At 65.2% G+C, this 25,447-nt stretch carries 27 protein-coding genes; 7 read left to right on the forward strand and 20 right to left on the reverse strand.

The window, feature by feature from the left end; all coding sequences use genetic code 11:
* The first annotated feature begins 173 nt into the window (after positions 1-173).
* A complete protein-coding gene (locus RB623_RS15120) occupies positions 174-1,241 on the forward strand; it encodes a sodium:proton exchanger (protein WP_308057696.1) in 1,068 nt (355 codons plus the stop codon).
* Positions 1,242-1,284: 43 nt separating this feature from the next.
* Here the strand turns inward: RB623_RS15120 and RB623_RS15125 are convergent, their stop codons facing one another.
* The 5 genes from RB623_RS15125 to RB623_RS15145 form a co-directional block, all read right to left on the reverse strand.
* Positions 1,285-2,223: a quinoprotein relay system zinc metallohydrolase 2 gene (locus RB623_RS15125; protein WP_374121682.1), complete on the reverse strand. Its 939-nt coding sequence runs from the start codon at positions 2,221-2,223 to the stop codon at positions 1,285-1,287.
* A 35-nt stretch (positions 2,224-2,258) separates the two neighbouring features.
* Positions 2,259-3,035, reverse strand: a complete 777-nt coding sequence (locus tag RB623_RS15130) for an ATP-binding cassette domain-containing protein (RefSeq protein WP_308057698.1) — start codon at positions 3,033-3,035, stop codon at positions 2,259-2,261.
* A 155-nt stretch (positions 3,036-3,190) separates the two neighbouring features.
* Complete coding sequence (locus RB623_RS15135) at positions 3,191-4,039, reverse strand: ABC transporter permease (RefSeq protein WP_308057699.1); 849 nt, start codon at positions 4,037-4,039, stop codon at positions 3,191-3,193.
* Positions 4,036-5,052, reverse strand: a complete 1,017-nt coding sequence (locus RB623_RS15140; RefSeq protein ID WP_308057700.1) for an ABC transporter substrate-binding protein — start codon at positions 5,050-5,052, stop codon at positions 4,036-4,038. The genes RB623_RS15135 and RB623_RS15140 overlap by 4 nt, the downstream gene beginning before the upstream one ends.
* The gene (locus tag RB623_RS15145) at positions 5,052-5,261 is read right to left on the reverse strand and encodes a hypothetical protein (protein ID WP_308057701.1); all 210 of its coding nucleotides are present in this window, start codon (positions 5,259-5,261) and stop codon (positions 5,052-5,054) included. Before RB623_RS15145 ends, RB623_RS15140 begins: the two co-directional genes overlap by 1 nt.
* Positions 5,262-5,546: 285 nt before the next feature.
* On the opposite strand from RB623_RS15145, the gene RB623_RS15150 reads away from it, so the two are divergent.
* Complete coding sequence (locus tag RB623_RS15150) at positions 5,547-5,924, forward strand: cytochrome c family protein (protein ID WP_308057702.1); 378 nt, start codon at positions 5,547-5,549, stop codon at positions 5,922-5,924.
* 7 nt (positions 5,925-5,931) lie between these two features.
* On the opposite strand, the gene gph is transcribed toward RB623_RS15150, so the two are convergent.
* The 9 genes from gph to RB623_RS15195 form a co-directional block, all read right to left on the reverse strand.
* Positions 5,932-6,633 carry a phosphoglycolate phosphatase gene (gene gph, locus RB623_RS15155; protein ID WP_308057703.1) on the reverse strand — a complete coding sequence of 234 codons (702 nt, stop codon included), beginning with the start codon at positions 6,631-6,633 and terminating at the stop codon, positions 5,932-5,934.
* Positions 6,634-6,669: 36 nt separating this feature from the next.
* The gene (gene rpe / locus RB623_RS15160; RefSeq protein WP_308057704.1) at positions 6,670-7,350 is read right to left on the reverse strand and encodes a ribulose-phosphate 3-epimerase; all 681 of its coding nucleotides are present in this window, start codon (positions 7,348-7,350) and stop codon (positions 6,670-6,672) included.
* On the reverse strand, positions 7,347-8,294 hold the full coding sequence (cbbX, locus tag RB623_RS15165; RefSeq protein ID WP_308057705.1) for a CbbX protein: 948 nt from the start codon (positions 8,292-8,294) through the stop codon (positions 7,347-7,349). The genes rpe and cbbX overlap by 4 nt, the downstream gene beginning before the upstream one ends.
* 153 nt (positions 8,295-8,447) lie before the next feature.
* The gene (locus RB623_RS15170) at positions 8,448-8,870 is read right to left on the reverse strand and encodes a ribulose bisphosphate carboxylase small subunit (protein WP_308057706.1); all 423 of its coding nucleotides are present in this window, start codon (positions 8,868-8,870) and stop codon (positions 8,448-8,450) included.
* Between the two features lie 175 nt (positions 8,871-9,045).
* Complete coding sequence (locus tag RB623_RS15175) at positions 9,046-10,503, reverse strand: form I ribulose bisphosphate carboxylase large subunit (RefSeq protein WP_308057707.1); 1,458 nt, start codon at positions 10,501-10,503, stop codon at positions 9,046-9,048.
* A 35-nt stretch (positions 10,504-10,538) separates the two neighbouring features.
* Positions 10,539-11,618 (reverse strand): class II fructose-bisphosphate aldolase, encoded by a 1,080-nt coding sequence (gene fba / locus RB623_RS15180; RefSeq protein WP_308057708.1) that lies wholly within the window; start codon positions 11,616-11,618, stop codon positions 10,539-10,541.
* A gap of 149 nt (positions 11,619-11,767) precedes the next feature.
* Positions 11,768-13,771, reverse strand: a complete 2,004-nt coding sequence (tkt, locus tag RB623_RS15185; protein WP_308057709.1) for a transketolase — start codon at positions 13,769-13,771, stop codon at positions 11,768-11,770.
* A gap of 213 nt (positions 13,772-13,984) precedes the next feature.
* Positions 13,985-14,857, reverse strand: coding sequence for a phosphoribulokinase (locus RB623_RS15190; RefSeq protein WP_308057710.1), 873 nt, complete (start codon positions 14,855-14,857; stop codon positions 13,985-13,987).
* Positions 14,858-14,868: 11 nt separating this feature from the next.
* On the reverse strand, positions 14,869-15,918 hold the full coding sequence (locus RB623_RS15195) for a class 1 fructose-bisphosphatase (protein WP_308057711.1): 1,050 nt from the start codon (positions 15,916-15,918) through the stop codon (positions 14,869-14,871).
* 119 nt (positions 15,919-16,037) lie between these two features.
* On the opposite strand from RB623_RS15195, the gene RB623_RS15200 reads away from it, so the two are divergent.
* Entirely contained in the window at positions 16,038-16,979 is a 942-nt protein-coding gene (locus RB623_RS15200) for a LysR substrate-binding domain-containing protein (RefSeq protein ID WP_308057712.1), read from the forward strand.
* Positions 16,980-17,143: 164 nt separating this feature from the next.
* On the opposite strand, the gene RB623_RS15205 is transcribed toward RB623_RS15200, so the two are convergent.
* Genes RB623_RS15205 through RB623_RS15230 form a run of 6 tightly spaced genes read right to left on the reverse strand, consistent with a single transcriptional unit; the run spans position 17,144 to position 22,288 of the window.
* Positions 17,144-17,779 carry a hypothetical protein gene (locus tag RB623_RS15205; protein ID WP_308057713.1) on the reverse strand — a complete coding sequence of 212 codons (636 nt, stop codon included), beginning with the start codon at positions 17,777-17,779 and terminating at the stop codon, positions 17,144-17,146.
* Positions 17,779-18,657, reverse strand: a complete 879-nt coding sequence (locus tag RB623_RS15210; protein ID WP_308057714.1) for an ABC transporter permease — start codon at positions 18,655-18,657, stop codon at positions 17,779-17,781. The genes RB623_RS15205 and RB623_RS15210 overlap by 1 nt, the downstream gene beginning before the upstream one ends.
* Positions 18,654-19,439, reverse strand: a complete 786-nt coding sequence (locus RB623_RS15215) for an ATP-binding cassette domain-containing protein (RefSeq protein WP_308057715.1) — start codon at positions 19,437-19,439, stop codon at positions 18,654-18,656. Before RB623_RS15215 ends, RB623_RS15210 begins: the two co-directional genes overlap by 4 nt.
* Positions 19,440-19,497: 58 nt before the next feature.
* Positions 19,498-19,995, reverse strand: a complete 498-nt coding sequence (locus RB623_RS15220; protein WP_308057716.1) for a hypothetical protein — start codon at positions 19,993-19,995, stop codon at positions 19,498-19,500.
* Between the two features lie 38 nt (positions 19,996-20,033).
* Positions 20,034-21,008 (reverse strand): YVTN family beta-propeller repeat protein, encoded by a 975-nt coding sequence (locus RB623_RS15225; RefSeq protein WP_308057717.1) that lies wholly within the window; start codon positions 21,006-21,008, stop codon positions 20,034-20,036.
* Positions 21,009-21,031: 23 nt separating this feature from the next.
* Positions 21,032-22,288: an ABC transporter substrate-binding protein gene (locus RB623_RS15230; RefSeq protein ID WP_308057718.1), complete on the reverse strand. Its 1,257-nt coding sequence runs from the start codon at positions 22,286-22,288 to the stop codon at positions 21,032-21,034.
* 150 nt (positions 22,289-22,438) lie between these two features.
* On the opposite strand from RB623_RS15230, the gene RB623_RS15235 reads away from it, so the two are divergent.
* From RB623_RS15235 to RB623_RS15250, 4 genes are read left to right on the forward strand one after another with little or no spacing between them, the layout of a single operon-like run.
* A complete protein-coding gene (locus RB623_RS15235) occupies positions 22,439-22,900 on the forward strand; it encodes a DUF3280 domain-containing protein (RefSeq protein WP_308057719.1) in 462 nt (153 codons plus the stop codon).
* A complete protein-coding gene (locus RB623_RS15240) occupies positions 22,897-24,093 on the forward strand; it encodes a (5-formylfuran-3-yl)methyl phosphate synthase (RefSeq protein ID WP_308057720.1) in 1,197 nt (398 codons plus the stop codon). Before RB623_RS15235 ends, RB623_RS15240 begins: the two co-directional genes overlap by 4 nt.
* Positions 24,090-24,728 carry a dihydroneopterin aldolase gene (locus RB623_RS15245; protein WP_308057721.1) on the forward strand — a complete coding sequence of 213 codons (639 nt, stop codon included), beginning with the start codon at positions 24,090-24,092 and terminating at the stop codon, positions 24,726-24,728. Before RB623_RS15240 ends, RB623_RS15245 begins: the two co-directional genes overlap by 4 nt.
* 4 nt (positions 24,729-24,732) lie before the next feature.
* Positions 24,733-25,284 (forward strand): flavoprotein, encoded by a 552-nt coding sequence (locus tag RB623_RS15250; RefSeq protein ID WP_308057722.1) that lies wholly within the window; start codon positions 24,733-24,735, stop codon positions 25,282-25,284.
* Positions 25,285-25,447 lie beyond the last annotated feature (163 nt).

Raw genomic sequence — 25,447 nt, forward strand, 5'->3', positions numbered from 1 at the left:
GCGTCCTTCGAGGCTCGCCCGCCGAGTTTCATATCAAACGTGCCTGGGCGGCGCGAGCTTGCACGTCACGATTGTTTGATCTGGCGGCGGCGGACGTTGGATCCGAAACCAAGCGCCTTGATATGCTGGCCGGCCGCATTCTCGCGGTGCGGCGCTCCGGAGGGAGAAGGCGAATGTTTGCATCGATCGAGCGAAAAGAACAGATGGCCATGGCCGTGTCGGCGGGCCTCGTGGGACTTGCCGCTGCGTTGCATTTCGCGAGTGCGGGGCCGACTCTGAAATTTGCCGCCTGTGCGCTTGCGCTGGCGGGCGTCGCACATGTGATCAGCGAAGCAACAGATCAGTTGGGCAACCATCTCGGGCCTGCGGCGACGGGTATCGTGCAGTCGGCCGTGGGCAACCTGCCCGAGTTGTTCGTGGCAATCTTCGCGCTGCAGGCGGGCCTCGTCGCAGTGGTCCAGGCCTCGTTGATCGGCTCTATCCTCGCCAATGCGCTCCTGGTCCTTGGGCTTGCCTTCCTGGTGGGTGGCGCCAGGCGCCAACTGCTGGTGTTCGAGGCGAGGAGCCCGCGCATGATCGCGATCCTGCTCTTGCTGGCGGTCTGCGCGCTGGTCCTGCCGACGCTCGCACATGAGTTGCATCTTCCGGCGGGCGCGCATGAGCAGCCGCTGGCGGTGGTGTGCGCGATCATCTTGCTGCTCGTGCTGGCGGTCCAGACGTGGACGATGCTGACCGCAGGCCAGCGGATGGTGCCCGCCGAGGCGCGCAAGCGTTCCCGCGCTTGGCCGCTCGCTACGGCCATTGGTGTTCTGGTGGTTTGCGGGGTCGCGGCCGTGCTGGTGTCGGACTGGTTCGTCGAAGCCCTCGAGCCGGCGATCGAGGCGCTCGGCATCAGCCAAGCCTTCGCAGGCCTCGTCGTCGTCGCCATTGCCGGCAACGCGGTCGAGAACGTCGTCGGCATTCGGCTCGCGGCAGAGGGCAAGGCGGATCTTGCGGTGAGCGTGGTGCTCAACAGTGCGCTTCAGGTCGCGGTGGCGCTGATCCCGATCCTGATTCTCGTCAGCTTCGCGTTCGGCAGCACACCGTTCACCCTGGCCATCCCGCCGATTCTCGCGGCCGCGCTCTTCCTCTCGGTGCTCGTGGTCACAGTGGTGACCGTGGACGGCCGCGCGGACATCGTTGACGGCGCGGCGCTCGTTGGACTCTATGTCATCGTCGCGACCATCTTTTGGTGGGGCTGACGCGGTGTTTGGGTCGAGACGCAGCGCTCTAACGGCCGCTATCTCACTCCCACTCCAACTCCGCATAGGCGGCCGTGGCGTTGCGGCCGTTGTAGTCGTCGAACAACGCCCAGTTGGCGCGCTCGGAAAGTCCGGCCGTCTCGACGGCCTCGGCCAGCGGCACGCCGTCCTTGATCGCCTTGCGCAGGTCGGTGGCCAAAACCTCGAAATAGCGGCGTTCGGCGTCGAGCGCCTGCGGCCAGCCGAATGGCGCCGGGCCGTGGCCGGACACGACGGTTTTGGCGCCGATGGCGGCGAGCGCATCAAGCTGGCGCATCCAGCCGAGCAGCGAGCCGTCCAGCGTCGGCAGGTGATTCAAAAAGACGAGGTCGCCGGCGAACAGCGCGCCGGTGCGGGTGTCGAGCACCGTGAGGTCGTTGTCGGTATGCGCGGCCTCCCAGGCGCGCAGCTCCAGCTTTCGCCCGCCGAGGTCGAGCTCCAGCCGGTCTTTCACCAGCAGCGCCGGCGGGATGATCTCGATGCCTTGCATCAGCTTTTCGCCGAGCTGCTCGCGAAAGCTTTGCAGATAGAAGGCGCCGCGCGCCTCAAGTGCCGCCGGGAGGTTCTGGTGGCCAACCACGGTCGCTCCTGTCGGGCGGAAGGCGGCGTTGCCAAAAATGTGGTCGGGATGCATGTGGGTGTTGATCAGGTAGCGCACCGGTTTTGCGGTGACGCCCTTGATCGCCTTGAGCAGCGCCTCGCCTTCGGCAAGGCTGCCGCCGCTGTCGATCACCGCCACGGCGTCGACGCCGACCACCACGCCAAGGTTGGCGATGGCGCCGCGGTTTTCCGGCGTCGTCAGTTCGTCAACACCCTGCACGGTAAAGACGCCGTCGCCGAGTTCGACCAGCGCGAGTTCGGCGCCGGCCGCGCGAGCCGTGTTGCTCAGGCAGCAGGGCGGCAGAAGGGCGCCGGCGGCGAGGCAGGCAAAGCCGCCGAGCATGTTCCGGCGATGCGGATCTATACGGGCGGTGCGCATCACGCCCTTTCTGGAAATTTTTCATAGAACGACCGCACGAGGTCGGTCATCACCGTCGGATTGCGATAGTTTCGCGGCAGGCGCACGTCGAAATAGCCGATCACATGCGCCGGGCGCTCAGACAGCACGATGATGCGGTCCGACAGCGTCAGCGCCTCGCGCAGATTGTGGGTGACCATCAGCGCCGTCGTCGGCCGCTCGGACCAGACCGACAGCAAGAGATGGCGCAGCCGCTCGGCGGTCGGCTCGTCGAGCGACACGAAGGGTTCGTCGAGGAACAATATGTCGGGTTCGGTGGCGAAGGCGCGCGCCAGCGCGGCTCGCCGCGCCAGCCCGAGCGATAGTTCGCTCGGAAAGAGCTTACGCATCGCCGCAAGCCCGAGGGTTTCGAACAGCGGGGTCAGGTCCTTGCCGCGCAGCGGCTTCGGCAGCGCGAGCCGCACATTGTCCTCGACGCTGCGCCACGGCAGCAGCGTCGGCTCCTGGAATACGGCAGCGATGCAGCCGCCCTCCGGCAGGCGGATGGCGCCTGAAAAATCGCGGTCGAGCCCGAGCAGGATGCGCAAGGTCGTGGTCTTGCCGCAGCCGGACGGGCCGAGCAGGCAGGCGAACTCGCCGGCGCGTACCTCGAAGGCGAGATCGCGCAGCGCCGGCAGTGGTACGCCGTCGGCGGACAAAAACGTCTTTTCGGAAATGTCGACGCCAAGCGACGATCTTGCGCCAGCCGAAGGCTGGCCGTCCATCTCGTCGTCCGCGTCCCGGCTCGCATGGATCATGGACATTGCTCTAGGGTCTGTTGATATCCAGGCCATGGCGGTCTGCAAATGGTGGCTGTCTGCGCTTCCGGTACTCATGTAGCGGAACGTACACTCCGTTCCGGTTCTCGAAATCCGCCATTTTCGACTCGCCCTAACCTGAATCTCGACAGACCCTAAGCCGGCCGCCGGCGCCAACGGGTCGCATGCCGTTCAAGCGGCTGCACCAAAGCGAGTTCGATGAGCAGCATGATCGCCACGAAGGCCAGCGTGTAGGCCAGGATGGCCGCGACGTCGAAGAGCTGGAAGTAGAGATAGATCTGGAAACCGACGCCGTTGGAGCGGCCGAGCAGTTCGACGACCAGCACGATCTTCCAGATCAGCGCGATGCCGGAGCGCGAGGCGGCCGCGATATAGGGCTGCAGTTGCGGCAAAAGGACGTGTCGCACGCGTTCCAGCGGGCCGAAGCGGTAGACTGCCGCCATCTCGGCGTAGCGCGGGTCGAGCGCCCGCGTGCCCTCCCGCAGCGTGACGACGACGTTGGGGATCTTGTTGACCGCCACCGCGCCGATCGCCGCCACCTCGTTGAGGCCGAACCAGATGTAAGCGAGCACGATGACCACCAGCGCCGGCACGTTGAGGAACAGGACGACCCACGGATTGAAAAAGCGGTCGGCGCGGCGGTCGCTGCCGAGCAGGATGCCGATGACGGTGCCGACCACCATGGCGACGATGAAGGCTGCCGCGACGCGCAGCAGCGTCATGCCAAGATGAAAGGGCAGTTCGCCCGTCGCCATGTCGTGCAAGAACACCTGCCAGACCGCGGCGGGCGTGGGGAAGGCGCGGCTCGGCCAGAGCGCCGCAGCGAACGCCCAGATCAGCCCGAGGCCGAGAAGGGAGGCGGCGACGGTCAGCGTCGGCACCAGCGCGGCGGAGGGATTTCGCCGGTCCGCGTTGGCGGACGTTACGCCGGAGGCGGCTCCCTTCCGGGTGTCGGGGGCCTGGCCGGTTTCACCGGCGCTCATTGCGTCAGGCCCGTCCAGTAGGTGCCGGGCGCCATCTCATTCGCGCCGCCGACCAGTCTTTCGCCGCCGATCTCCGCCAGCACCGCGTAGAGTTTTTCGGCGTCCGCGGCCTCCTCTGTTGCGGATCGGGCCGGGATGCCCTCGCGATAACGGTCGCGCAGCGTCTCCAGTTCCTTCCCCTCGGCGCGCACGAGCGGCGCCAGCCGCAGCCATTCCGCGTCGGAATTTTTCATCAGCGTCTTGGCGGCCGCCGATGCTTTCAGGAACCCGCGCACCGCCGCTTCATTGGCGGACGCCCATTCTTCGTGGAACACGTAGCCGAGCGCCGACACCGGTCCCGACGCTCCGAGCGCCAGCGCCGCGTCGTTGGCACCGGCGAGCCGGTGGAACCCTTTCGCCTCCAGTCGCGCGCAGAAATGCCAGAAGTTGAGCACGGCATCGAACTCGCCGGACATCGCCTTCTCCGACATCAGTGGCGGCGCGCCATAGGCGACATCGGCGGCAGATGCGAGGTCGAGACCGTGGTCGCGCTTCGCCAGCGCCTGGAGCAGCAGCCAGCTCTTGTCGAGCGGCCCGCCGGCGACGCCGAGCCTTTTGCCCGCAAGACCGGCAAGGGTTTTGATCGGCGAGTCCTGCTTTACCATGATCGCGCCGACGGCGGTGGAATAGGGGGCGAGCGTCAGGTCCGAGCCTTCCGAGCGCAGCCGCGACACCCACAGCCAGTCAGACACGATGACGTCGATCTCGCCCGCCAGCAAGGCGACGTTGGTGGCGTCCTCGCCGGCAAACGATGTCACTGCAAGCTCGACGCCGCTGGCGGCGTCGAGGCCATGGTGCTTGATCGTGTCCAGTTCCCAACTGACCGTGCCGAACTTCAGCACGCCGACGCGGATTTCGGGCACGGAGGCGAAGGCCTTTCGCGCCGGAGGGCAGGCGAGCGCGACCGTGCCGAGCGCGGCAAGATGGAGCAGATGGCGCCGCGACGGCATCGTGGCGCCGGGCAGCGGAGGCATCAGATATCCTTGCCCTGGTCGGGGAAGACGCATTTCCAGCGTACGACCTTGAGCTTTGGGTGCTGTTCGGACCATTTCGCGATCTCTGGCGGCGCCAGGAAGGTGCACTGCGTCAGGCCGCCGCGCCGCTCGAAATAGAGGTGTTCGTCGTGGCAGACATTCGGCTGGGCGATCAGACAGACCGTCAGCACGAGATCGACAAGATCCATTGCAGCACCTCCCGCCGCGCAATCGCACGCCCCGCCGCGGCCGCAGCCCGCAATGCGGAGTCACACGACCAGCCGTGCTTCCCACAGGTGCCCGAGGGGAAAGCCCGCGAAAGGCTACGCGTTCGGCCGCGAAGCGTCAACACGATGGCAAGCGTCGCGAGGCGCGCTCGTCGTGTGCCGGCGCGAGCGGGCATACTGGACCTTTGTACGGTTGACTTATGGCAGGCCGCATCTAGCTTCGACGCGGGTCACTCAGGGCACTTTGAGGATCAACGAGGAAATGCCATGCGCTTCACCGCAGTTTTGATCGCCGGTTCGCTGCTGGCACTGGCGACCGGCCAGGCATCGGCGCAGGACGCCGCCGCCGGTGAAAAGGTTTTCGCCAAATGCAAGGCCTGCCACGTCGCCGATGCCGACCAGAACAAGGTCGGTCCTGGCCTGAAGGGCCTGATCGGCCGCAAGGCCGGCACTCATGCCGGCTTCAAGTTCTCGCCGGCCATGATCGCGGCGGGCGAGGGCGGCCTGGTCTGGGACGACGCCAAGCTGACCGAATATCTGAAGAACCCGAAAGCCATGGTGAAGGGCACCAAGATGGCCTTTCCTGGCCTCAAGGACGACGCCGACATCGCCAACGTCATCGCCTATCTGAAGCAGTATCCTTGAGGCGGCCTCACGCCGCCACCGCCGGCCGCTCCAGCGCCGCCGGCAGGTCGAGCAGGGAGTCGCAGACAAGATCTGCGCCAAGCTCCTCAACCGGCGTCTCCGTGTAGCCGCCGCGGATAAGCGCCACCGGCATGCCGGCGGCGCGGGCGGCCTTCACGTCCGAGATGCTGTCCCCGACCATCAGCGCGTCGGCAGGCGCGACGCCGAGCTTTTCCAGCGCCGCGAGCAATGCGTCCGGCGCCGGCTTCTTGTGCGTGACTGCGTCGCCGCCGACCAGCGCACCAAGCCGCTCGAACAGGCCGAAATGCAGCAGGATGGTGCGTGCAGCCACCTGCGGCTTGTTGGTGGCCACCGCCATCGGGATGCCTGCGCCTGAAAAATGCACGATTGCCTCGCGCGCACCGGGCAGCAGCCGCGTGAGGCGGGTGAGATGACGCAGGTAGATCGGCGCCATGTCGCGCTCCGCCCGGTCGAGCGCCTCGCCAGCGAGCGGCGCGCGCGAGGCGGCGAAGGCCCGCTCCACCAGCTTGCGTACACCGCCGCCGATCATCCCCGTTACCTGTGCAACGGACAGCGGTGGCAGGCGGGAGGCGGCGAGCAGTTCGTTGACGGCGGCCGCTATATCCGGCGCGGAGTCGACCAGCGTACCGTCGAGATCGAACAGGATGGCTTTGGGCATCCGTGGCGGCTTCGGCGTGCTGGCGTCCATGAATTCCCTCCCAATAGCTGTCCGTGCCAATTATATTCACGCCGCCTTGCTCAAAACCCCGTCAGCGGCGCTGCGGATGGCCTCGATGTTGGCGCGGTAGGCGGCCTCAGAGCCGCCCTTGAACACCGCCGAGCCGGCGACCAGCACGTCTGCGCCGGCTTTCGCCACCAGCGGCGCGGTGTCGGGCGCGATGCCGCCGTCGACCTCGATGTGGATAGGCCGCCGTCCCACCAGCGCCTTCACTTTTGCGATCTTGTCCAGCATTTCCGGAATGAACGCCTGGCCTCCAAAACCGGGATTGACGGTCATCACCAGGATCAGGTCGAGCTGGTCGAGCACGTTCTCGATCGCCGCCACCGGCGTCGCCGGGTTGAGCGACACGCCCGCCTTCTTGCCGAGGCTTTTCACCGTCTGCAGCGAGCGGTGGAGGTGCGGGCCGGCCTCGGCATGCACGGTGATGATGTCGGCTCCGGCGTCGGCGAAGGCGGCGATGTACGGGTCGGCCGGCGAGATCATCAGATGGCAGTCGAACACCTTGTCGGTGCGGTTGCGGATCGCCTTCACTATCGGTGGACCGAAAGTAATGTTGGGCACGAAATGGCCGTCCATGACGTCGAGATGCACCCAGTCGGCGCCGGCCGCCACCACCGTTTCCACCTCGTCGCCGAGGCGGGAGAAGTCCGCCGACAGGATGGATGGGGCGATGATCGTCTTCATTGGTCACCTTTCCCAAGGCCGGATGCCTTGTTGCCGGGCATGGAAAACACCCTGCTTGCTTTTATGTCTTCCGCCGAGATTGTCGACAGCGCCTCGGCATCGAGCGGCCCCGTCGCGGTCTCGAACAGGCGGTTCGCCTGCCTCAACCGCGCCCTGTCGAGCGCGTTGCGGATCGAGCGGGCATTGGCGAAATGCGGTTGCCCGCGGCGTTTTGCGATATAGGCGGTCATGGCCTCGGCGGCTGGATTGTCGAGATGGTAGTTCTGCTGGCCGAGCATTGTCTCGGCGATGCGGAACAGCTCGTCGTCGGTATAGTCCGGAAAGTCGATGTGATGCGCAATGCGCGAGCGGAAGCCTGGATTGCTCTCGAAGAAGCGGTCCATGCGCTGCGCGTAGCCGGCGAGGATAACCACCAGGTCGTCGCGCTGGTTCTCCATCACCTGCAATAGAATCTCGATCGCCTCTTGGCCATAGTCGCGCTCGTTTTCCGGCCGGTAGAGGTAATAGGCCTCGTCGATGAATAGCACGCCGCCCATCGCCTTCTTCAGGATCTCCTTGGTCTTCGGCGCGGTGTGGCCGATATACTGGCCAACGAGATCGTCGCGCGTCACCGAGACGAGGTGGCCCTTTCGGATATAACCCAGCCGGTGCAGCAGGTCGGCCATGCGCATGGCCACGGTGGTCTTGCCGGTGCCGGGATTGCCGGTGAAGGACATGTGCAGCGTCGGCGTCTCGTGGGCGAGCCCCATGCGTTTTCGCGCCCGCTCGACCAGCAGCAGGGCGGCGGTTTCGCGAATGCGCTTTTTTACCGGCGCGAGCCCGATCAGGTCGCGGTCGAGCTCGGCCAGCACGTCCTTGACGCCAGAGGATTCAAATTCCTCGCGCAAGTCGACGGCGGCGGGGATTTCGGCAGTTGGAGGCGCTGCTTCGGCAAGGGCGGACATGGCAACTCCTTCACCCTCCCCCTTGTGGGGAGGGTTGGCGAAGAGATTGAGCGAAGCGAAAACTCTGAGACGGGGTGGGGGTGTCGATAGAACGCGGTACCCCCACCCCAACCGCTGCGCGGTCGACCCTCCCCACAAGGGGGAGGGTGGGCGCTAGCTCGCATACCTATTCCCCGCCGGCCGATCTGCCGCGTAGGGCGTCGTCGTATAATGCACCAGCCGGCCGGCGCCTTCCTGCCGCGACAGGCGGAAGCCGGGTTCTTCGGCCGGGCGATTGACGATGAGCGACAGCTTAACCGACTCCCAGCCATGAGTGGCGTCGAAGGCGACGACGCGGATGTAGCGGTCGCCATAGACTTTCCGGCATTCCCGCAGCTCCAGCAGGAGTGCGGCGGCATCCGGATTGTCGAACATCGGGTGGCCCCACATGTCCCAGTAGGTGTTGCGCGGGTGCGGGTCGTCGGTGAATTCGAGGCTGACCGCCCAGCCATTGTCGATGCAGTATTGGACCTGCGAGCGGATCTGGTCGTCGGTCAGGTCGGGCAGGAACGAAAATGCTCCCTGGGTGATGCGCATGGTGGTTGCTCCTGGTTGCGCCGCTCACCCTCCCCCTTGTGGGGAGGGTCGGCGAATGAACTGAGCGCAGCGAAATTCAGGAGACGGGGTGGGGGTAATCATCTCAGGCATTTTACCCCCACCCCGACCGCTGCGCGGTCGACCCTCCCCACAAGGGGGAGGGTAAGCGTCGGCGCTACTCCGCCGCCGTCGCCACCGGCACGAAGTCCGGCGAGTCGGTGGAGGCGTAGTTGAAGGTCACGTCCTTCCAGATATCCAGCGCCTGCTTCAGCGGCAGGCAGTGGCGGGCGGCTTCCGCAAGGATCTCCGGTCCCTCGCGGACGTAGTCGCGACCGGCGTTGCGCGCGAAGATCATGGCTTCCAGCGCGACGCGGTTGGCGGTGGCGCCGGCCGCGATGCCCATCGGGTGGCCGATGGTGCCGCCGCCGAACTGCAGCACGGTGTCCTCGCCGAGCAGGTCGATCAACTGGTGCATCTGGCCGGCATGGATGCCGCCCGAGGCCACCGGCATCAGCTTGTTGAGCGAGGCCCAGTGCTGGTCGAAGAAGATGCCGTTCTCCAGCCGCATCGGGTTAAAGTCCTCGCGGCAGACATCGTAATAACCCTTGGTCGTCGCCGGGTCGCCCTCCAGCTTGCCGACCACGGTGCCGGCATGGATGTGGTCGACGCCGGCGAGCCGCATCCACTTGGCGATGACGCGGAACGACACACCGTGTCCCTTCTGCCTTGTATAGGTCGAGTGGCCGGCGCGGTGAAGATGCAGGATCATGTCGTTCTGTCGCGCCCAATGGGCCATCGACTGGATCGCCGTGTAGCCGATGACCAGGTCGATCATGACGATGTTGGAGCCGAGTTCCTTGGCGAAGTTGGCGCGGTTGTACATCTCTTCCATCGTGCCGGCGGTGACGTTGAGATAGGTGCCCTTGATCTCGCCGGTCTCGGCCTGCGCCTTGTTGACGGCTTCCATGCACCACAGGAAACGGTCGCGCCAATGCATGAAGGGCTGCGAGTTGATGTTCTCGTCGTCCTTGGTGAAGTCGAGCCCGCCCTTCAGAGCCTCATAGACCACGCGGCCGTAGTTGCGGCCGGACAGGCCGAGTTTCGGCTTGACGGTGGCGCCGAGCAGCGGACGGCCGAACTTGTCGAGGCGCTCACGCTCGACCACGATGCCGGTGGCCGGCCCCTGGAACGTCTTCACATAGGCGACGGGCAGGCGCATGTCCTCAAGCCGCAACGCCTTCAGTGGCTTGAAGCCGAAAACGTTGCCGATGATCGATGCCGCCAGATTGGCGATCGAGCCCGGCTCGAACAGGTCGAGGTCATAGGCGATATAGGCGAAGAACTGGCCGGGCGCGTTGGGCACCGCGTCGACCCGGTAGGCCTTTGCGCGGTATTTTTCCTTGGCGGTGAGGCGATCGGTCCACACCACCGTCCAGGTGGCGGTGGAGCTTTCGCCGGCGACGGCGGCGGCGGCCTCGATCTCGTCCACGCCGTCCTGCGGGGTGATGCGGAAAAGCGCGATGACGTCGGTGTCCTTCGGCTCGTAGTCGGGCTCCCAATAGCCCATCTTCTTGTATTCCATGACGCCGGATCTGTAGCGGGCGGCGCCTGTCACGGTCATTGACTTGGCCATTGCTCGGGGTCCTTTCCTTTTTGTGGGACCGCTTGTCAGGCGGCTTTGGCGGTGGCGATCAGCGGGTCGAGCTTCCCGGCGGCGTAGCGTTTCGCCATCTCGTCGAGCGGGATCACCTTGATCTTCGAAGCATTGCCGGCCGTGCCGAAGCGTTCGAACCGGTCGCGGCAGAGGTCGCGCATGGCGTCCATCGCCGGTTTCAGGAATTTGCGCGGGTCGAATTCCTTGGGAGTCTCGGATGCGATCTTGCGGAACTGGCCTGTCATGGCCATGCGGCAGTCGGTGTCGATGTTGACCTTGCGCACGCCGTGGCGGATGCCGCGCACGATCTCGTCCACCGGCACGCCATAGGTCTGGGGCATCTCGCCGCCATAGCGGTTGATGACGTCCTGCAGCTCCTGCGGTACCGACGAGGAGCCGTGCATGACCAGATGCGTGTTTGGCAGCTTTTCGTGGATCTCCTCGATCACGCGCATGGCCAGGATGTCGCCATCGGGTTTGCGCGTGAACTTGTAGGCGCCGTGCGAGGTGCCGCAGGCGATCGCCAGTGCGTCGACGCGGGTAGCGAGCACGAAATCGACGGCCTGGTCGGGATCGGTGAGCAACTGGTCGTGCGACAGCGCGCCTTCCGCGCCGTGGCCGTCCTCGGCCTCGCCATGGCCGCTTTCCAGCGAACCCAGCACGCCGAGTTCTCCCTCGACCGACGCGCCAACCCAGTGCGCCATGCGTGCCACGCGCTCGGTGACGGCGACATTGTAATCGTAGCTCGCCGGCGTCTTGGCGTCGGCTTCCAGCGAGCCGTCCATCATCACGGACGTGAAACCGTGGCGGATGGCCGACATGCAAGTGGCTTCGTTGTTGCCGTGGTCCTGGTGGATGCAGAGCGGAATCGACGGATAGATGTCGACCAGCGCGTCCATCATCTTCGACAGCATGATGTCGTTGGCGTAGGAACGGGCGCCGCGCGACGCCTGGATGATGACCGGCGCGTCGCAGGCTTTCGCCGCCTCCATGATGGCGAGGCCCTGTTCCATGTTGTTGATGTTGAAGGCCGGCACGCCGTAACCATGTTCGGCGGCGTGGTCGAGCAACTGGCGCAGCGTTATCTTGGCCATGTCAGGTCAGCCCCTTCCGTTCGAATTTGTGTTCTGCGTTGCCTGGTCGCCCGGCTTGCCGACCTCCTTGCGCTCGCCGTCCGGCTTGGCGGGCTGCTTCGGGGAAGGGCGTCCAATTCCAGTTTCGCCACCGTACATGGCAGGTCTCCTCAGATGAGCTTCAGGGCGGTTTCGGCGACCGCCTCGGGCGTGATGCCGAAATGTTTGTAGAGGTCGGGGGCCGGCGCGCTGGCGCCGAAACCGGTCATGCCGACGAAGGCGCCACTCTCGCCGATCCAGCGGTCCCAGCCCATGCGCGCGGCGGCTTCCACCGCGACGCGCGGAGCGTCGCCCAGCACGGCGCTGCGATAGTCGTCGTCCTGCTCCTCGAATAGTTCCCAGCACGGCATCGACACGACCGCCGCCGCGAGGCCGTGATCGGCCTGGAGGATCTCGGCAGCCGCGACCGCGATCTCGACCTCGGAGCCGGTGGCGATCAGCGTCAGGTCGCGCCGGCCGTCGGGCTCGCGCAAAAGGTAGGCGCCGCGCGCCGAACGGTTCTCCGCCGTATGCGCCAATCGCAGCATCGGCAGGTTCTGGCGCGACAGCACCAGCACGCTCGGCCGGTTTTCCGATTGCAGCGCCAGTTCCCAGCATTCGGCGGTCTCGACGATGTCGCAGGGGCGGAAGACGTCGATGTTTGGCGTCGCCCGCAGCATTGCCAGGTGCTCGACCGGCTGGTGCGTCGGGCCGTCCTCGCCGAGGCCGATGGAGTCGTGGGTCACCACATAGATGACGCGCTGGCCCATCAGCGCCGACAGGCGCATCGCGCCGCGCGCATAGTCGGTGAAGCACAGGAACGTGCCGCCATAGGGAATGAAGCCGCCATGCAGCGCGATGCCGTTCATCGCCGCCGCCATGCCGTGCTCGCGGATGCCGTAATGGATGTAGCGGCCGGCGTAGTCGTTTGGCGCTATGCGGCCCAGACCCTTGGTCAGCGTCAGGTTGGAATGGGTGAGGTCGGCCGAGCCGCCGACGGTCAGCTCGGTCGCGGCATTGATGACGCCCAGCGCCATTTCCGACGCCTTTCGCGTCGCGACCTTTGTTGTCTTCTCGACATGTTCCTTGCGGAAGGCAGTCAACGCTTCGACCAGACTGTCGGGTAGTTTTGCGGCGATGGCCTCCTCGAAGGCTTTTGCCTGCGGCGAGGCCGCCAGCCGATGCTCCCAGGCGCGCCGCGCGGCCCGGCCGCGCGTGGCGACCTCGCGCCAGGCGGCGAGGATTTCTTCGGGCACCTCGAACGGCGCATGCGCCCAGCCGATATTTTCGCGGGTGGCGGCGATCTCGGCGTCGCCGAGCGGCGCGCCATGGGTCTTTTCGGTGCCCTGCAAGGTGGGCGCGCCCTTGCCGATGACTGTCTTGCAGGCGATCAGCGAGGGCTTTTCCGAGCGCCGCGCCTTTTCGATCGCCTCGGCCACCGCTTCCGCGTCGTGGCCGTCGACCGCAAAAACCGCCCAGCCGGCCGCCCGGAAGCGGGCCGGCTGGTCCATCGACGTGGAGAGGGAGGTCGGACCGTCGATGGAAATCGAATTGTCGTCCCAGAACACGATCAGCCGGGAAAGACCAAGATGGCCGGCGAGGTCGATCGCCTCGTGCGAGATGCCTTCCTGCAGGCAGCCGTCGCCGGCGATCACATAGGTGAAATGGTCGACGAGGTCGGTGCCGTGGCGGGCGGCCAGCATACGCTCCGCCAACGCCATGCCGACGGCGGTGGAGATGCCTTGGCCGAGCGGCCCGGTGGTCGTTTCGATGCCCAGCGCATGGCCGAATTCCGGATGGCCGGCGGTGCGGCTGCCGAACTGGCGAAAGCTTTTGATCTGCTCAATCGGCATGTCCTCGTAGCCGATGAGGTAGTGCAGCGCGTATTGCAGCATCGAGCCGTGGCCGGCAGACAGCACGAAGCGGTCGCGGTCGGGCCAGTCTGGCCGCGACGGGTCGATGGTGATGAAGCGGTTGAACAGCACGGTCGCGACATCGGCCATGCCCATCGGCATGCCGGGGTGTCCGGAATTCGCCTTCTGCACAGCATCCATGGCGAGCGCCCGGATGGCGTTGGCCATGTCGCGTTCGGAGACAGCGGGCGCGGCGGCTTGCTTGATCGCGGCCTGGCTCATGAGTTCCTCCCAAAGTGGCGGTCGTGAGTGAAGGCACCCCCACCCCTAACCCCTCCCCACAAGGGGGAGGGGGACTTTGCGGCAGCGCTCACTGGCACCAGCCTCCAAAGGTTGTGGCTCGGAATGCGGCGACCTGGTCCCCCTCCCCCTTGTGGGGAGGGGTTAGGGGTGGGGGTCAAAACCTTCAGCAAAAACAACAACATCATCATCCCCTCACGACACCCGACGCTTGCGCTCGATGAGCTGCAGGATCAGCGGCGTCAGGATGAGCTGCATGGCCAGATCCAGCTTGTTGCCGGGCACGACGATGGAATTCGGCCGGGACATGAACGAGTCGTGGATCATCGACAGCAGGTAGGGAAAATCGATGCCGCGCGGATTGGCGAAGCGGATGACCAGCATCGACTCGTCCGGCGTCGGGATCCAGCGCGCGATGAACGGGTTCGACGTGTCGACGATCGGCACGCGCTGAAAGTTGATGTTGGTCAGCGCGAATTGCGGAACGATGTAGCGGACATAGTCCGGCATGCGCCTGAGGATCACGTCGACCACCGCTTCCGTGGAGTAACCGCGCGTCGCCCGGTCGCGATGGATTTTCTGGATCCATTCGAGATTGATGACCGGGACGACGCCAATCTTCAGGTCGGCGTGCTTGGCCAGGTCGATCTCGCCGGTCACGGCGCAGCCGTGCAGGCCTTCGTAGAACAGCAGGTCGCTCGGCTCGAACTCGCGCCAGTCGGTGAAGGTGCCGGGCGGCGAGCCGAAAATTTTCGCCTCGTCCTCGTCGTGCACGTAACTCCGCGTCTTGCCCGACCCGCGCCGGCCATATTCCTCGAACACGCTTTCCAGGACGGCGAGTTCGTTGGCCTCGGCGTTGAAATGGGTGAAGTTGGGATTGCCCTTCGCCTCTTCCTCCGCGACCTTCTCCTTCATGCCGGTGCGGTCGTAGCGGTGGAAGGCGTCGCCCTCGATGAACGCCGCCTCGATCTTCTCGCGGCGGAATATCTGCTCGAAGATACGCTTCACTGACGTGGTGCCTGCGCCGGACGAGCCGGTGATCGAGATGATGGGGTGTTTTGCCGACATGGGACCGGTCCTCAGGCGCGGAACAGGCCGCGATTGCCGAACAGCGGCGCGCGTTCGCCGATGCTCGACGGCTCGGTGTGGTAGCGGCCGATGCGCTTCACCTCGCGCTCCGAGCCGAACACCAGCGGCGTGCGCTGGTGCAGGCCGTGCGGCACGACATCGAGGATGCGGCTGACCGTGTCGGAGGCGGCGCCTCCGGCCTGCTCGACCAGCAGGGCGATCGGGTTGGCCTCGTAGACCAGCCGCAGCCGGCCATGGCCATAACCCTTGCGGCGGTCACCGGGATAGAGATAGACGCCGCCGCGCATCAGGATGCGGTAGCAATCGGCCACCAGCGAGGCGATCCAGCGCATGTTGAAGTCCTTGTCGCGCGGGCCCTCGCTGCCCTTCAGGCAGTCGTCGACATAGAGCCGCACCGCCTCGTCCCAGTGCCGGTAGTTGGCCGCGTTGATGGCGAATTCCTGCGTGCGCTCCGGGATCGTCCGGCTCTCATAGGCCTGCACGAAGGTGCCGAGCCGGGGCGAGGGGACGAAGATGTGGGTGCCGCTGCCCAGCGTCAGCACCAGCGCGAATTGCGGGCCGTAGATGAAGAAGCCGGCCGCGAGCTGGTTCGATCCCGCCTGGAAAAAAGAGGCGGCCGGATTTTGGTCCGGCGCGCCAGTCGCAGGGAGGAGCGAAAAAATCGTTCCGATCGAGACGTTGACGTCGATGTTGGAGGAGCCGTCGAGCGGGTCGATGGCGATGGCAAGCGGCGCCTCGCGGTCGAGCAGCACCGGCTGGTCCAGCTCCTCCGAGGCATAGAGCGCCACGGGCGCGTGACGCATGGCCGCGAGAAAGATGTCGTCGGCGAAGACGTCCAGATCCTTCTGCTCGTCGCCGCCGGCATTGGCGCTGCCGCGCGTGCCGGCGAAGGCATGGCCGAGCACGCCCTGGTTGATCGTGCCGCGCACTAAAGTCGCTGCCTGCACCAACTGCCGGACCGTCTCGGCCACCGCCGAACGGATCGGGCTATCGGTTCCCGCATAGGAATTAAGAAACGCGTCGAGCGTCGCCGCTGTCATGATTGTCCTCCCGGACCGCCGGGCCTCCTCTTGGCCGGCATGTGGATGACAGCAGTCACGCGCCGATAAGTAAACTTTAATAACTTTACTTTGAAGCTAAAAATCCTTTATTCTTGGCCATGCGCAACCTGACCCTGAAGCAGTTCCGAGCCATCCAGGCGATCGTTTCTGGCGGAAAAATCATCAATGCCGCCAATGTCTTGGGTCTGTCGCCGCCAGCCGTGACGATCCAGTTGCGTCAGGTCGAGGAGGAGGCGGGGCTGGCGCTGTTCGACCGCACCGGCGACGGCATGCGTCCCACCGCCGCAGGACTGGCCTTCGTCGAGACCGCGCGGGTGATCGACGAGCGGCTGCGAATGCTGGCGGACCAGATCGACGCGATAAAGGGACTGCGCGCCGGCAGCCTGCGGTTGGGCGTGGTCTCTACCGCCAAATATTTCGCGCCGCGGCTGATGGCGGCCTTCATGAAGGAATATCCCGACATCGACATGCGTCTGCTGATCGGCAACCGCGCCGAGACCATCGCCAGCCTGAAGAATCACGATGTCGACGTGGTGCTGATGGGCCGTCCGACCAAGGACGTGCCGGTGCGCGCCTCCGCTTTCGGCGACCATCCGCTGGTGATCGTCGCGCCGCCCGACCATCCGCTGGCCACGACGCGCGAGATCCCCAAGGAACGCATCGCGGAAGAACATTTTCTCATCCGCGAGCCCGGTTCCGGCACGCGCATCTCGCTGGAGATATTTTTCAGCGAGATCCCCGGCCGCATCGACGATCTCGGCGTCGAGATGGGCTCCAACGAAACCATCAAGCAGGCGGTCATGGCCGGGCTCGGCATCGCCTTCATCTCCGCCCACACCATCGCGGCCGAGGTGGAATGGGGCCGGCTGGTGGTGCTCGACGTGGTTGGCATGCCGATCCGCCGGCAATGGTTCGCCGTGATGCGCGCCGACCGGGCGATCTCGCCGGCCATGCAGACGTTCCACGATTTCTTGATGCGCAAGGGCGCGATGTATCTGCCGCTGCTGGGGAAATTGTATTCGGAAGCAGTAGGGCAGTAGGGCAGTAGGGCAGTAGGGCAGTAGGGCAGTAGGGCAGTAGGGATGTCCGCTCCCGGCATTGGTCTTGAAACTCGTCCAAAGGAGCGCTGTCGCTGCGATCCGTTGACGGCCTCGCGAAATCGCGATCCCTTTCTACTGCCCTACTGCCCTACTGCCCTACTGCCCTACTGCCCCTTTTTCATCTCCTCCGCCACCACCTTGGCCAGCGCGTAGAGCCGCTGCTCGATCAGCGTCGGCACCTCGCAGACATAGGTCAGCGACTGCACGCGTTCCTCGAAGATGCGGGTCTCGAAGACCAGCCGGTCGGTCAGCCGCGCCACAGCGGCATGATCGGCGTCGGGCTTGGCGCTGAGCGCGTCGACCTCGGAACCCTCCTTGCGCAGGCGTTCGGCCAGCAGCACCTGGTTGCGCGCGTAGCGGCCTATGCCCGACATCACCTGCGAGCGCTCGCTGTTCATATGGTCGAACAGCCCCTGGAACAGTTTTGCCAGTTGCTCGCCGGCCTTGTCCTTCGGCAGGGCCGCGGCAAAATCCCGGATCTCCTTCTCGGCCTTGGCGATCGGCACGCGCCGCGCCGCCAGTTCGCGCACCAGCTCTGGAATGTCCGTATCCTTCGACCAGTCGGCGGCAGTCGCCGGCAGCTCGGGTCCGTTCCAGATCTGGGCGGGCGACAGTTCCGGCACTTTTCGCTGGATGCAGGGCCAGTCGGGGTCCTGGTTCTGGGCGGCATGCGACGGCGTCGCGAGACAGCCGGTGAGCAAGGCGGCGGCGACGGCGCGCAACATGGCAGCTTTTCCCATCAGCCGTTTCCTCCAGCATCCTGTTTGCGGATGACCAGCCCGCGCGACGGGTCGTAGGCGATGATCGCCGCGGCGAGGAAGATCGCCGTGAAGCCAATCACCACCGCCAACGACGTCCACTCGATCTGCCCGTAGAAGGCGAAGCGGATCAGCTCGACCGCGTAGGTGAACGGGTTGAGCTGGCAGATCTTGTGGAGCAGGGGACTGGATTCCTGCACGCGCCACAGCGGGTAGAGCGCCGGCGAGGCGAAATACATCGGGAAGATCACGAAGTTCATGACCCCGGCGAAATTTTCGAGCTGCTTGATGAGAGACGACAGCAAAAGGCCGAGCGCGCCGAGCATCAGCCCGGCCAGGAACAGCGCCGGCAGCACCATCAGATAGCCGACGGGCGGCGCCTTCACGTCCCAGAACCAGGCGATCGCGAGGAAGACGTAGACCTGGGCGATGGATACGACGACGCCGGCGAGCAGTTTCGACACCAGCAGGAACCAGCGTGGAAAGGGACTGACCAGCAGCGTGCGCATATTGCCCATTTCGCGGTCGTAGACCATCGACAGAGACGACTGCATGCCGGAAAACAGCAGGATCATGCCGCACAAGCCGGGCGTGATATAGACCTCGTAGAGCACGTAGGTTTTGTAAGGCGGGATGATCGACACGCCGAGCACCTGGCGGAAACCCGCGGCGAAGATGAACAGCCACAGCAGCGGTCTGACCAGCGAGGAGATGAAACGTTCGCGCTGGTTGAGGAAGCGCAACCCCTCGCGCACCAGCACGCCTTTCAGGCAGACGAGATAATTGTAGAGGCCGAAGTCGGGCGCGGCGATGGGCGTGGCGCTGGCGCCGATGGATTTGCCTTGCACCGGCGAGTTCATGCCGTGGCCCCCTGCGCGGCGGGCGCCTTGCGCACCAGTTTCGAAAACGCCTCGCCGATGTTGTTCGCGTTGGCCGCGCGAACCACGTCCGACACGACGCCGTCGGCCACCACCGTGCCCTCGGCAAGCACCACGACATGGTCGCTGTCCTCGACCTCGTCGATCAGATGGGTGGCCCAGAAGGCGCTGATGCCTTCGCTGCGTACCAGTCGCCGGATGTCGGCGAGGATACCCGCGCGGGACTGGACATCCAATCCCACCGTCGCCTCGTCAAGCAGTAGCAGGTGCGGCCGGTGCAGCAGGGCGCGGGCGATCTCGACCCGCCGCATCTGGCCGCCCGACAGGCTGCGCGCCTTGTCGTTCAGGCGGCCCGCCATGTCGACGGTTTCCAGCACCGCGGCGATGCGCTTTCGCGCCTCGCGCGCTCCGATGCCGTGCAGCGAGGCATGGTAGGAGAGGTTCTGGTGGACGCTGAGGTCGAGGTCGAGTGTGCGCGCCTGGAAGACGATGCCGAGTCGCCGCAGCGCTTCGCCGGAGGCGCGGGTCACGTCATGGCCGAAAATGCGGATCGAGCCCTGGCGCGTGTCGTAGAGATGGCTGATCAGCGAGAACAGCGTCGTTTTGCCAGCGCCGTTAAGGCCGAGCAGCACCGTGAAGGTGCCGGGCGCGATGGCGAAGGAGACGGTGTCCAGCGCCTTCTTCGGTCCATAGGAATGGCTGACGGCGGCGACGTCGAGCGCCGCTGTGCCGTTTGTCTGATCGAGGACGGTCATCTGCTGCATGTGTGCGTCCTCCAGCCGCGCAGTCCAAACTAGCGCGGCGGGAGGCTCATGCCAGTTCCTACTTTATGGTGATGGTGCCCTTCATGCCCTTGTCGGCGAGGTCCGGCACCGACCAGGTGTAGACGCCCGGCCTGATCGTGGTGAACTGCACCTGGATCGTGCCGTCGGCATCGAACTCCAGCCAGGCCGGCGCGCCGTTCATGTGCACCTCGAGATCGTTGATGACGATCTGGTTGTTCCAGACATTGCGGAACAGGTCGGTGTGGAACTTGTATTCGAGCCCACCCGCCGCCGTGATCTTCCAGCGGTAGCCCTGGCCGGCGATCAGCTCGAAATCCTTCTGGTTGGCCGTGAACTGGTCTTCCTTGGTGCCGAGGATCAGTTCCGGCACGTCCTTGCTGGCGCGCGTCGGCTTTTCGGCAGCGGCCGGGGCGGCCTGCTCGGTGGCGGCCGGCTTGTCGTCGTCATCGTCGTCGGCGTCCTGCGCCCACACCTGCCCGTGCGCGAAAGCCAGTCCGATCAGCGACGCGAACGCGATTGCCCGGAATTTTCTCATGATTTCCTACCCTTCTTAGGTTTGCCTGATTCTTTTGGTCAGTTCGGGGAAACGACGACGCCCCACGGCAGCGCCCCCACCGTCACCGACTGCACCGGCTCGTCGGTGGCCACGTCGATGAAGGTGATGTCGTTGGACACGCCGTTGGTGCTGATGATGGTCTTCTGGTCCGGCGTGAAGGCGAGCTGCCAGACGCGCTGGCCGACCAGCACGTATTTCTGGACCTCGTAAGTCGCGGTGTCGATGACGGCGACGCGGTTGGCCGGGCCGAGCGCCACATAGGCCTTCTTGCCATCGGCGGTGATACGCACGCCGACCGGCTGGATCGCTTCGGCGCGCAGGCCGGGGATTTCGAAGGTGATCTTGTGCTTCACCTCGCGCGTCGCGTTGTCGATGACCGACACCGTGCCGCCGATCTCGGCGCTCACCCAGGCTTCCTTGCCGTCGGGCGTGAATTCGACGAAGCGCGGGCGCGAATCCACCAGCACGTTGTCGGTGATCTCATGCGTGGCGGTGTCGATGAAATGCGCCATGTTCGTCGTTTCCGACGTGTTGACCATGGTCTTGCCGTCCGGGCTGATGCCCATGCCCTCCGGCTCGACGCCGACCGGGATCTCGGCCAGCACGCCCTTGCTCTCGATGTCGATGACGGTGACGAGGTTGTCGTCCTCATTGGCGACGTAGAGCGTCTTGCCGTCGGGCGAGAGCACGAAAAGTTCCGGGTCGGGGCCGGACGGCAGCGTGTCGACGATCTGCAGCGTCGCCGTGTCGATCACCTCGATCGTGTCGTCGTCGCTGGCGCACAGATAGACGAACTTTCCGTCATGCGAGATGGTGATGCCGCGCGGGCGCTGGCCGACATTGATGGTCTTCGTCACCTGCATGGTGGCCGAGTCGAGGATGGTGACGGTGTTGTCCTTCTCGTTGGAGACGTACACCGTGTAGGCGAAGGCCGGACTGGCCAGAAATCCCAGCCCCGCCACAAGGGCGAGGGCGGAAACGTGTTTTCGCATCAAATTCCTCCCGTTAGTCGTTGTTATTTCAGCACGCATTTGGTTTCGGGCTGGTCGACGCCCAGCGTGTCGAGTTCGGAAAACTGGTGCAGAAAACCCTCCTGCGGTGACGTGGATACCACCGACCGGCCGTCGCCCAAAAAAATCGGCTGGCGCAACTGCCAGTTCCATTTGCGGAACGTCAGCTTCTGGCCCTTGAAGGCCGCGATGGAGAATTTGTCGTCGCGGATGAAGGCTTCGATCGCCTTCTCGTCTGCGCTTTGCGTGCGGGTGGCGGCGTCGCCGATGATGCGCACCGCCGTCCAGGCGGCCATGTCCTTGGACAGCATGCGCCGGCCACTGGTCTTGGCGAAACGGTTCTGGATCTGCGTGCCGCCCCATTGCTCGCTGGCCGGATGCCAGCCAGACGGGGTCAATCCGGCCGTGCCGGCCACCGGCCGTGGGATCCAGGTGCGGAACGGCACATAGGTTCCGAACACCTCGCTTTCGTCGGCGACCAGAACCACCTCGTGGTCAGGCAGATCCTGCATGAAGACGGGCAATTGCCGCTGGATCTGCACCACGCCGGAATCGGTGCGGCGTGCCGTGCCGGTGTCCTTGAATTCCTTCTCGGCAAGAATCTCGCCGCCGAAGCGGGTGGCGGAACGGCGCAGCGCCTCGGCGAACAACTGGTCGCGTTCATGCGAGCCGTAGACCAGAACCCATTTGCGCCACTGCTTCCAGATCAGGTATTGCGCCAGCCCGTCGGCCAGCATGCTGCGGGTCGGCGCCGTGTGGAACACGTTGATGCGGCAATCCTCCTCACGCAGGCTGTCGTCGGTGGCGCCGACGTTGAACAGCAGCACGCCATTGTCGCGGGCGATGTCGGCGATCGACAGAAGCTGCTTCGCCGACAGGTCTGCGAGCACGTAACGGTCGCCCTTGGCGACCATTTCGTTGAACACCGGAACGACATCGGCATCGAGCTTCACCTCGGTGACGTCGAGCGTGAACTTCTGGTTGAGGAATTTGCCGGTGGTGTTGTTGTCGTTGATGGCGACGTTGGCGCCGGCCACACCCTCGTCGCGCGGCGCCACGTCCAGCACCGACAGCGCCAGTTGCGGCTCGTAGGCTCTGAGATAGCCCAGCTTTATGTCGACCGTCGGCTTTTCAGGTTTCTTTGCCGGTGCTTCCGCCTTGGGCTGCGGCGCGGCCTCCTGGGCTGCGACAGCGCATACGTTGACGCTGGCCAAAAAAAGGCCGATGAAGACCGCGAGAGTGTTCGGCACCATGCTCTTCATATCTACGCGCTCTTCTCCGCGCGCTCCGCCGCCCCGCCTAAGCGGGGCAAAACGTTGCGAAATTTCGGTGCCGCCGTGACCTTATCCAAGCTTCATACAATCGCAACCCCCAAAACTTCACTTTTTGCGGCAGCTTTCGTCATCGCCGCGGTGACGGGCGCAGAGGCAGCCGGCAAGGCGGCGGTGTTCCCGTTCGAGTTGCAGCAGGGTGACGTCGTGCCCGGCGCGCCGGACAAGCGCGAGGCCGAACAGAAGCGGTTGGCCGAGGTTACCCAGAGCTTGCGCGAACTGATGGTCAAATCGGGTTTCGAGGTCGTGGACATCGCCCCGGTTGCGGAGAAGGCGGCGGCCGCCAATCTGCAATCCTGCGGCGATTGCGCCGACGAGTTTGCGCGCGAGCTCGGCGCCGACTATGCGGTGACAGGCGTCGTCTTCAAAGTGTCGGAACTGGTGTTGAGCATGAACGTTCGCGTGCATGACGCAAAGGACGGCAAGCCGTTGACCAGCGCGGTCGTCGACATGCGCGGCAACACCGACGAATCCTGGCGGCGTGCGATCAGCTATCTGTATCGCAACGTACTGTCGCCCAGGCTGGAGACGCTTACGAAATGACAAAGATGCTGGCCAGCATCACCGGCACGGCTGAAGCCGAGATCGCCATCTCGGGCGGGGCGGACATCATTGACCTGAAGGACCCGAAGGCAGGCGCGCTCGGAGCGGTGGCGATCGACGAGATCCGCAAGACCGTCGCCGCTGTCGGCGCGCGCGCCGAGACCAGCGCGGTTTGCGGCGACCTGCCGATGCATCCCCGCACGATCCGCACCAAGGCCGAGGAGATCGCCGCGACGGGCGTCAGCTATGTGAAGGTCGGCTTCTTTCCCGGAGAGGAGGCGGAGGCCTGCGCGCGTTCACTGGCGCCGGTCGCGCGGCGAACAAAACTGGTGGCCGTATTGTTTGCCGACCGTCAGCCGGATTTCGGGCTGTTGCCGGTCTTCGCCCAGAGCGGCTTTTTTGCCGTGATGATGGACACGGCCGGCAAGGGGGAGGGTCGGCTGCTTGATCATTTGCCACCCGAGCGCATCCCGGCCTTCATCGCCGAGGCACGCCGCCACCGGCTGAAAGCCGGTCTTGCCGGCTCGCTGGAAGCGCCAGACATTCCTCGCCTGCTGCCTTTCGGCCCGGATTTCCTCGGCTTCCGCGGCGCGCTGTGCGACCGCTCCGAGCGCACGGCTGCGATCGACGTCGAGGCGGTGGCGGGCATCCGCGCGCTGATCCCGGAGGAGCGGCAGTTCGACCGCTCGGCCACGGTGGACTATCGGCTGCTCGCGGCACGCGGCTATTCGCCCGGCGCGGGAGATCCGGCGCTCGGCACCGACAAGATTTTCGTGCGCGACTTCGTACTGCCGGTGCAGATCGGCGCCTACAGCTTCGAGCACGGCCACACGCAAAAGGTGCGGTTCGACGTGACCGCCGAGGTGCAGCGCATCACCAGCAATCCCGAGGACATGCGCCATATCGTCTCCTACGACATCATCATGGACGGCATCCGCACCATCGTGGCGCGCGGCCATGTGGAGCTGAGCGAGGCGCTGGCCGAGCAGGTGGCGGCGCATGTGCTGGAAGACCCGCGCGTCGTGCGGGTGACTGTCAGCGTGCAGAAGCTTGAACTCGGGCCGGGCGGCGTCGGCGTCGAGATCGAGCGCAAGCGGGCGAAGCAGCAGACTTCCAGCCAATCGCCAGGAGGGACATCCGCCGCCGACGACAAGAACTTCTCCGGCATCAACCAGAAGGGCCTCGGCCAGTGAGGCCACTGGTCGTCAAGCTTGGCGGCAGCACCTCGCGCGCGGCGGAACTAGACATCTGGATTGCGGCGCTGGCGGGAAGCACCACACCTCTCGTTGTCGTGCCTGGCGGTGGGCCGTTTGCCGATATGGTTCGGGAGGCGCAGCCGCGCCTTCGCTTCTCGGATTCGGCCGCTCACAAGATGGCGATTCTTGCCATGGATCAGTTCGGGCAGGTCATCCTCGATCGTCATTCGCGCTTCGTCGCGGCTCGTTCTATCGCCGACATCGAGGCGGCGCTGGTGGACGGGCAAGTTCCGGTCTGGCTGCCGTCGGATCTGGCGTTTTCGGCGCCGGAGATCCCGCAATCCTGGGACGTCACTTCGGACTCGCTTGCGGCCTGGCTCGCCGGGCGGCTTGGTGTCGAGACGCTGCTGCTGATCAAGCAGACGGATGATTTTTCCACAGACGATGACGTCGCCGGCCTGTCGCAGCGCGGTGTGGTCGACACGGCGCTGCCTTCCATATTGCCGAAAACTGTCGCGCTGCGGCTTGCCGGCCCGTGCGATGCCGCCGCCGCTGGACCGGATTTGGCGTCGAGCAGACTGCCCGGCACTTTGGTCGCTCTTGCCTCCGGCCAGCTTCGCAGGACAGCTTAGGAGCATGACCAAACTGCATACCCCCCGCTGGGCCTGGGTGCTGACCGGCTCCGGCCACTTTTTCACCGAGAGCTTCCAGATGATCCGGGAGCTGGAGCATTGCGACGTGTTCGTGTCGAAGGCCGCGAACGAAGTCCTGCGCATGTACAAGCTGAAGCTGGATTTTCCCGAGACGATGCGGGTGCTGCACGACAAGACGGCAAGCGCCATTCCGGTCGGCGAGTTCTATCACGGCGTCTACCACACGGTGGTGGTGGCGCCGGCTAGCTCCAACACGGTGGCGAAATGCGTCTGGGGCATTTCCGATACGCTCGCCACCAACGTCTTCGCGCAGGCGGGAAAATGCCGCGTGCCGTCGATCGTCTTTGCCTGCGACACCGCGCCGGAACTGGAGACCATGGCCCCGCACGGGCTGGTAAAGGTCTATCCGCGCAAGATCGACCTCGACAACACCGAGCGGCTGAAAAGTTTCGAGCGCACGCAGGTGGTCGAGTCACTGGCCGAATTGCGAGCGGCGGTCGCGCGTCGCAAGGCGGAGCTGGAAGCCGATGCGTAGGGAAGGGTGGCTGTCGCACGTCCCCCCTCACCGGCCCTTCGGGCTGTCCAGCCGATGGATGGGTAACAGAATGGACCGGATACATGGGTTACAGTTCTCCCCGTTGCTGGTCCGCAAAAGCGCCGGCTGGTTTGGGTTGCAAGGCGGTTTTGCGGACCAGCCT

It is taken from the genome of Mesorhizobium sp. LHD-90 (assembly GCF_030929505.1).
Taxonomy (GTDB): Bacteria; Pseudomonadota; Alphaproteobacteria; order Rhizobiales; family Rhizobiaceae; genus Kumtagia.